The 4,953-nt window shown below is 55.1% G+C and carries 6 protein-coding genes; 4 read left to right on the top strand and 2 right to left on the bottom strand.

Annotation, left to right across the window (positions count from 1 at the left end):
- Together GAP13_RS12540 and GAP13_RS12535 are read right to left on the bottom strand one after the other, a co-directional pair.
- Positions 1–214, bottom strand: a 214-nt coding sequence (locus GAP13_RS12540) for an ATP-binding cassette domain-containing protein (RefSeq protein WP_158908634.1), incomplete at its 3' end; no start/stop codon positions are given.
- A gap of 10 nt (positions 215–224) precedes the next feature.
- A complete protein-coding gene (locus GAP13_RS12535) occupies positions 225–1,229 on the bottom strand; it encodes a BMP family ABC transporter substrate-binding protein (protein ID WP_158908633.1) in 1,005 nt (334 codons plus the stop codon).
- A 156-nt stretch (positions 1,230–1,385) separates the two neighbouring features.
- On the opposite strand from GAP13_RS12535, the gene GAP13_RS12530 reads away from it, so the two are divergent.
- The 4 genes from GAP13_RS12530 to GAP13_RS12515 all read left to right on the top strand — a co-directional run.
- On the top strand, positions 1,386–1,847 hold the full coding sequence (locus GAP13_RS12530) for a helix-turn-helix domain-containing protein (RefSeq protein WP_158908632.1): 462 nt from the start codon (positions 1,386–1,388) through the stop codon (positions 1,845–1,847).
- Positions 1,848–1,853: 6 nt separating this feature from the next.
- On the top strand, positions 1,854–2,879 hold the full coding sequence (locus GAP13_RS12525) for a zinc-dependent alcohol dehydrogenase (RefSeq protein ID WP_158908631.1): 1,026 nt from the start codon (positions 1,854–1,856) through the stop codon (positions 2,877–2,879).
- A gap of 10 nt (positions 2,880–2,889) precedes the next feature.
- Positions 2,890–4,398, top strand: coding sequence for a xylulokinase (locus tag GAP13_RS12520; RefSeq protein WP_158908630.1), 1,509 nt, complete (start codon positions 2,890–2,892; stop codon positions 4,396–4,398).
- Positions 4,395–4,953: class I fructose-bisphosphate aldolase (locus GAP13_RS12515; RefSeq protein WP_158908629.1), on the top strand; the 559-nt coding region annotated here is incomplete at its 3' end. The genes GAP13_RS12520 and GAP13_RS12515, both read left to right, overlap by 4 nt.

Here is a 4,953-nt window from a genome sequence, read left to right as displayed (position 1 = left end):
GGATATGTACTGGCTTGCCTTCGATTTCTATTGTTCCAGCGTCCGGCAGTTCCAGGCCGGCAAGGATTTTCATAAGGGTGGTCTTGCCGGCTCCATTCTCTCCAACGATCGCATGGATGCTTCCTCGTTCAACTTCGAGCGTTGCTTCGTCGTTCGCGCGAATGCCCGAGGGAAAGTAGCGCTTGGAGATGCCGCGCATCCGGACTGCAATCATGGGCTGCATTTTACAGCGAAGGCACCTGGAACGTAAGTTGGCCCGATTTGATCGACTGGATTGCGGCGTCGACCTTTTTGCGGATCGGTTCGGGGACGTTTTTTATGTATGCAGGATTGGTGTTCAGAAACTCGATGTAGCCTTCTTTCATACCGACAACATCAGCCTTGCCAAAGGGCAGTTTGCCTTCGATTGCAGCTTTGAGACTGCGGTATGCGAGATCTTCCTGGTGGAGCACGGCACAGCCGAGAATATTATCCGGCGCACGCGCAAACTCGTTATCATCGAAAAAGACGAGATACTTGCCTGTTTCCTGCGCGACTTTGACCGCTCCCTGGCTTGCTGAACCGCAGATAGGCAGAATGATATCAGCTCCGGCCGCGTAGAGACTCCGGCTCAAATCGGCTGCTTTTGCTGCATCGTACCAGTTTCCGAGCACACGGATGTCGAGCTGGAATGCAGGGTCGGCTGCTTTCAGTCCCTGCATAAATCCGGGAATGATCATTTTATCCATGACAGGATAGTTCTGGCCGATAATCATGCCGATTTTTTTGTCCGGATTTGTGCCTTTCATGCCGGAAATCGACACGAGACCCGCTAGGTAGCCGGTGACATAGCCCTGTTCGAGCTGGTTGTAGAGAGCGCTGTACACGTTCGGGTTGCCTGGCAGGTAGCCGTCGAGGCAGATGAACTTTTGCTTCGGAAAGCTCTTCGAGACATTGTTCACAAGCTCGGGCATGGATGGATTCGAGGTTATGACAATGTCGAATTTGCCGGATGCGACAAATGAGGTGAGTTTTTCTTCCCATTCAGCCTGATTGAAGCCTGCTTCAAAGATTTTGATGCTGGCGCCGCTGATTTCGGCAGCAAGGCGCTCGGCGCCTTTCGCCATGGTATCGTAGATCGGGCTTCCTTCGCGGACGCCTGGAATGAATACTCCGATGCGGGGGGCTTGTGCCCAAAGCGCAGTACCGGCAACAATAGCAAGAACAAATGCAACTAGAAATCGGCGCATATGATCCCTCCTTGGGGGAGAAGAGCAGGGGGGCGTGAACGCTCAATCGATTGCTTCAGTGAGCAAACTTTACCTGCCCTGAAAGTTGACGTGAAGTTTAATCTCACGTAAGATTTAGTATAGTGCTTTTTAGCATTTATTCAAGAGGTGCCCGCATTGACTGAACGCTTATTGAAAATCGGCGAACTTGCCTCATTATTCGGCGTTACCTCCCGCACCATCCGCTATTACGAAGAACTCGGCCTCATCGAAGCCTCGAACCGTACCGAAGGGCTCCATCGCCGTTACCCCGCGGACGTCATCATCCGCCTCAAGCGCATCGAAGAGTTGAAACGCCTCGGCCTCACGCTCGGCCAGATACGCGAATTTTTCATGCTGTATGCCGAGGATCCGAGCGGAGAAAAATGCCGCCTCCTCATGCTGCAGATCTACGAAGACCAGAAGAAAGAAGAAGAAGCGAAAATTCTGGAAGCCCGGCGCCACATAGCCCAGATTGAAGAGAACATTACCGCCATCAAAGAGAAGAAGTCGTTTTTCTCCTGCCCGGGCGACGAATGCAAAGACTGCAGTTTCGATGGATTTTGCGATGAATCTGTGTATAATCAACTCAAGGAATAATCTGCGATGAAAGCCGCTGTCCTGGTTGCCCCTGGAAGGTTCGAAATCGAAGAAAGACCTCGTCCTGAGCCCAAAGAAAACGAGGTTCTCGTCAAGCTCGAAGCCTGCGGCATATGCACGCTCGAGCAAAGGCTTTTCACCGGCGCAATGCGACTGCCCTTGCCGCTCGTGCCAGGCCATGAGGCTGCAGGGCTCATCGCCGCTATGGGCTCGAAGGTGATCGAGGAGCTTTCTCCCGGGCAGAAAGTAGCATTGGACCTGGTTGAGCGCTGCGGCGAATGCTACTACTGCCGTATCGGCAAATCGAATTTATGTTTGAACCGGTACAAAAACCCGGCGCGCATGCTGGGCGGCTTTTCGGAATATATCGTGGTGCGACCGAATCAGATTTTTCCTGTCCCGGACTCAGTGAGCTATGAAGAAGCCAGCTTTGCGGAGCCTCTTGCCTGCTGCATTCATTCTCTCAAACGGCTCAAGGTTGCGATGACTGAAGATTTGCTCATTATCGGAGCGGGGACGATGGGGCTTCTGCATGTGCTTGCCGCGCGTTCGATGGGCTTGCGGATCACGGTAAGCGAGCCGGACGCCGTGCGCAGAGATACGGCAAAAGCGCTTGGCGCTGATTTTGTCATCGATCCTGCGAAGACCGATATTGTCGAGTTCGGCAGAGAAATTACCGATGGCATTGGGTTTTCGAGCTGCGTCATTGCGAGTCCCTCTCCCGCAGCCCTCGAGCCGGCGATTCGTGCGATGGCTAAGGCCGCCCGCATCAATATCTATACAGCATACGAAGATGTGATGCAAATTCCGCTCGACCTCAACACTATCCACCGCAACGAGCTTTTGATAACCGGCACGGAAGGACGGGTCCAGGAGGATTTCTTCCAGGCGGTGCGCCTGCTTTCTTTCGGCAAAATTGACGTAAAGCCGCTCATCTCCGCCCGCACGTCATTCTCGACCATCGAGGAAGGTTTCCGTACTGCGCTCTCAGGCAAAGCCTACCGAGTTGTTCTGATGCACAGCCTTCCATGAGGAGCCAAGCGTGATTTTCACGATCGATTTTGGAACGAGCCGCGCGAAGGGAGCTATCTTTAATACGCTCGGTGCTTGTCTGGGGATGGCTGAAGTCGAACTGAAAGAAGATTCACGGAGCTCCGGGCTTATTCACGAGATCGATGCCCGCGGGTGGCTGACAGCAATGGCTGAAATTGCAGGCCGCTTGGTGGGTCCCCTTGATCAGACTGCGCGAGCCACGCTCAAGGCTCTGGTTATCTGTGGAAATGGCCCGACAATTTTGCCCATCGATGAACATGGCGAGCCTCTTGCCAATGCTATAACTTGGCTCGACAGGCGGGCTTCTTTCGAATCCGAGGAAGCAAGTGCCGCCCTCGGCTATTCCCTCGATGCAGCCTTCAATCTGCCGAAAATCCTCTGGATACGGCGCCACATGCTGCGTCTGTATGAAGCTTCGCGATATTTTGTTTCTTGTCCTGAATTTGTTGCAGGGCGCCTTACCGGCGAATGGACCACCTGTCTGCCAAATCGGGGATACACAAAGATTATCTGGGACGAGGCAGCGCTGCGTGCGCTCGCGCTGGACGAAAGGAAATTTCCGCCATCCATCGGAATAGGCGGCATTGTCGGGCATGTGCAGGCGCAGGCTGCGGAAGCCTATGGCGTTCCCGCGGGGCTGCCAGTCGTGATGGGCGGGCCTGATTTTATCGCTTCACTTCTTGGAACAGCGACCGTGGCTCCTGGCCGGACCTGCGATAAAGGCGGCACATCGGAAGGCATCAATCTCTGTGCAGCAACAGATTTGGCGAACGCCGCGCCCTCCGCAAGTCGCGCCGCCTCATCTGGCCTTCTTGTCATGCCGCACATCATCGAGCCCTACTACAACATATCCGGCGTCATTTCCACAAGCGGCAAGGCCCTCGCCTGGTTCAAGGATCGATTTCTGCCCGAAGAAAGCTTTGGTGCAATCTACTCGCGTGCGGAACGAGCAAAGCCCGGCGCCTCAGGGCTCGTGTTTCTTCCCTATCTAGCAGGGGAGCGCTCGCCTCATTGGGATCCTGATGCAAGCGGTGTTTTTCTGGGCTTGAGGCTTGAACATGACCTTGATGCAATGGTGCGGGCGGTTATGGAAAGCACTGCCTTTGCCATGCGCGATGTCATTTCGGTTATGGAAGATGCAGGGGCTCATGTGGAGGACCTGCGCTCGACCGGCATGCCGGCGCAGTCTGCGATTTGGAATCAGATCAAGGCCGATATCACCGGCAAGCCAGTAAAGGTACCTGCATTCTCAGAGCCCGAGCTGGCGGGCTGTCTCGCTATCGGGCGATTCGCGCTTGGAGAAGAGAAAAGCCTGGCCCAGGCTGCCGAGCATGTTTTTGCACCGCGAGCAATATTCGAGCCGCGATGGGAATATGCAGCGCTCTATGATGAACTTTTTTCTGTCTACCGCGAAACGTACCGGCGCCTTGTGGATCTTTTTCCTTTATTGAGGCGGGCGGGCCACACCGTGGGCTCAGCCCAGGAGGAAAAACCATGAATGAGGGTGCAATCCTTCGCATGCAGCGTATTTTCAGGGAAGATGGCAGGACCGTGATCGTTGCTGCCGACCATGGGGCAATTGCCGGGCCTCTCAAGGGTATTGAGTCTCCGCGCGAACTTGCCCGGCTTTGTGCAGAAGGCGGTGCCGATGCCATTCTCGCGCACCGTGGATTTGTCCGGGCCGGCCTTGAGGCCTGGAAGCGGCAGCTTGGGCTTGTGTTGCGTGCAAGCGGGGGCTTTACCACGCTTGGCGGGCGCTTCGAGGAAGAGCTGATTGCCGGGGCCGAAGATGCGGTTCGCTGGGCCGCCGATGCCGTGGCAATTACGGTCAAATTTGGCCATGCTCGCGAGGGAGAATTCATCAAGAATGCAGCCGGGCTCATTTCCGCCTGCGAGCCCTGCAGCCTGCCCGTCATGATCGAAGCGATGGCTTTCGAAAAGGGCGAGTTTTCGACTCGCGCAGATGCCCTCGCTATTGCAGTTCGCGCCGCAGAAGAAATTGGCGCCGCTTTTATCAAAGCCGCTATGCCGCAATCCATCGATGACTTTGTGC

Source organism: Rectinema subterraneum (assembly GCA_009768935.1).
Classification (GTDB): Bacteria; Spirochaetota; Spirochaetia; order Treponematales; family Rectinemataceae; genus Rectinema; species Rectinema subterraneum.
The sequence above is the reverse complement of the archived record's forward strand: the minus strand, read 5'-3'. Positions and strand labels throughout refer to the sequence as shown.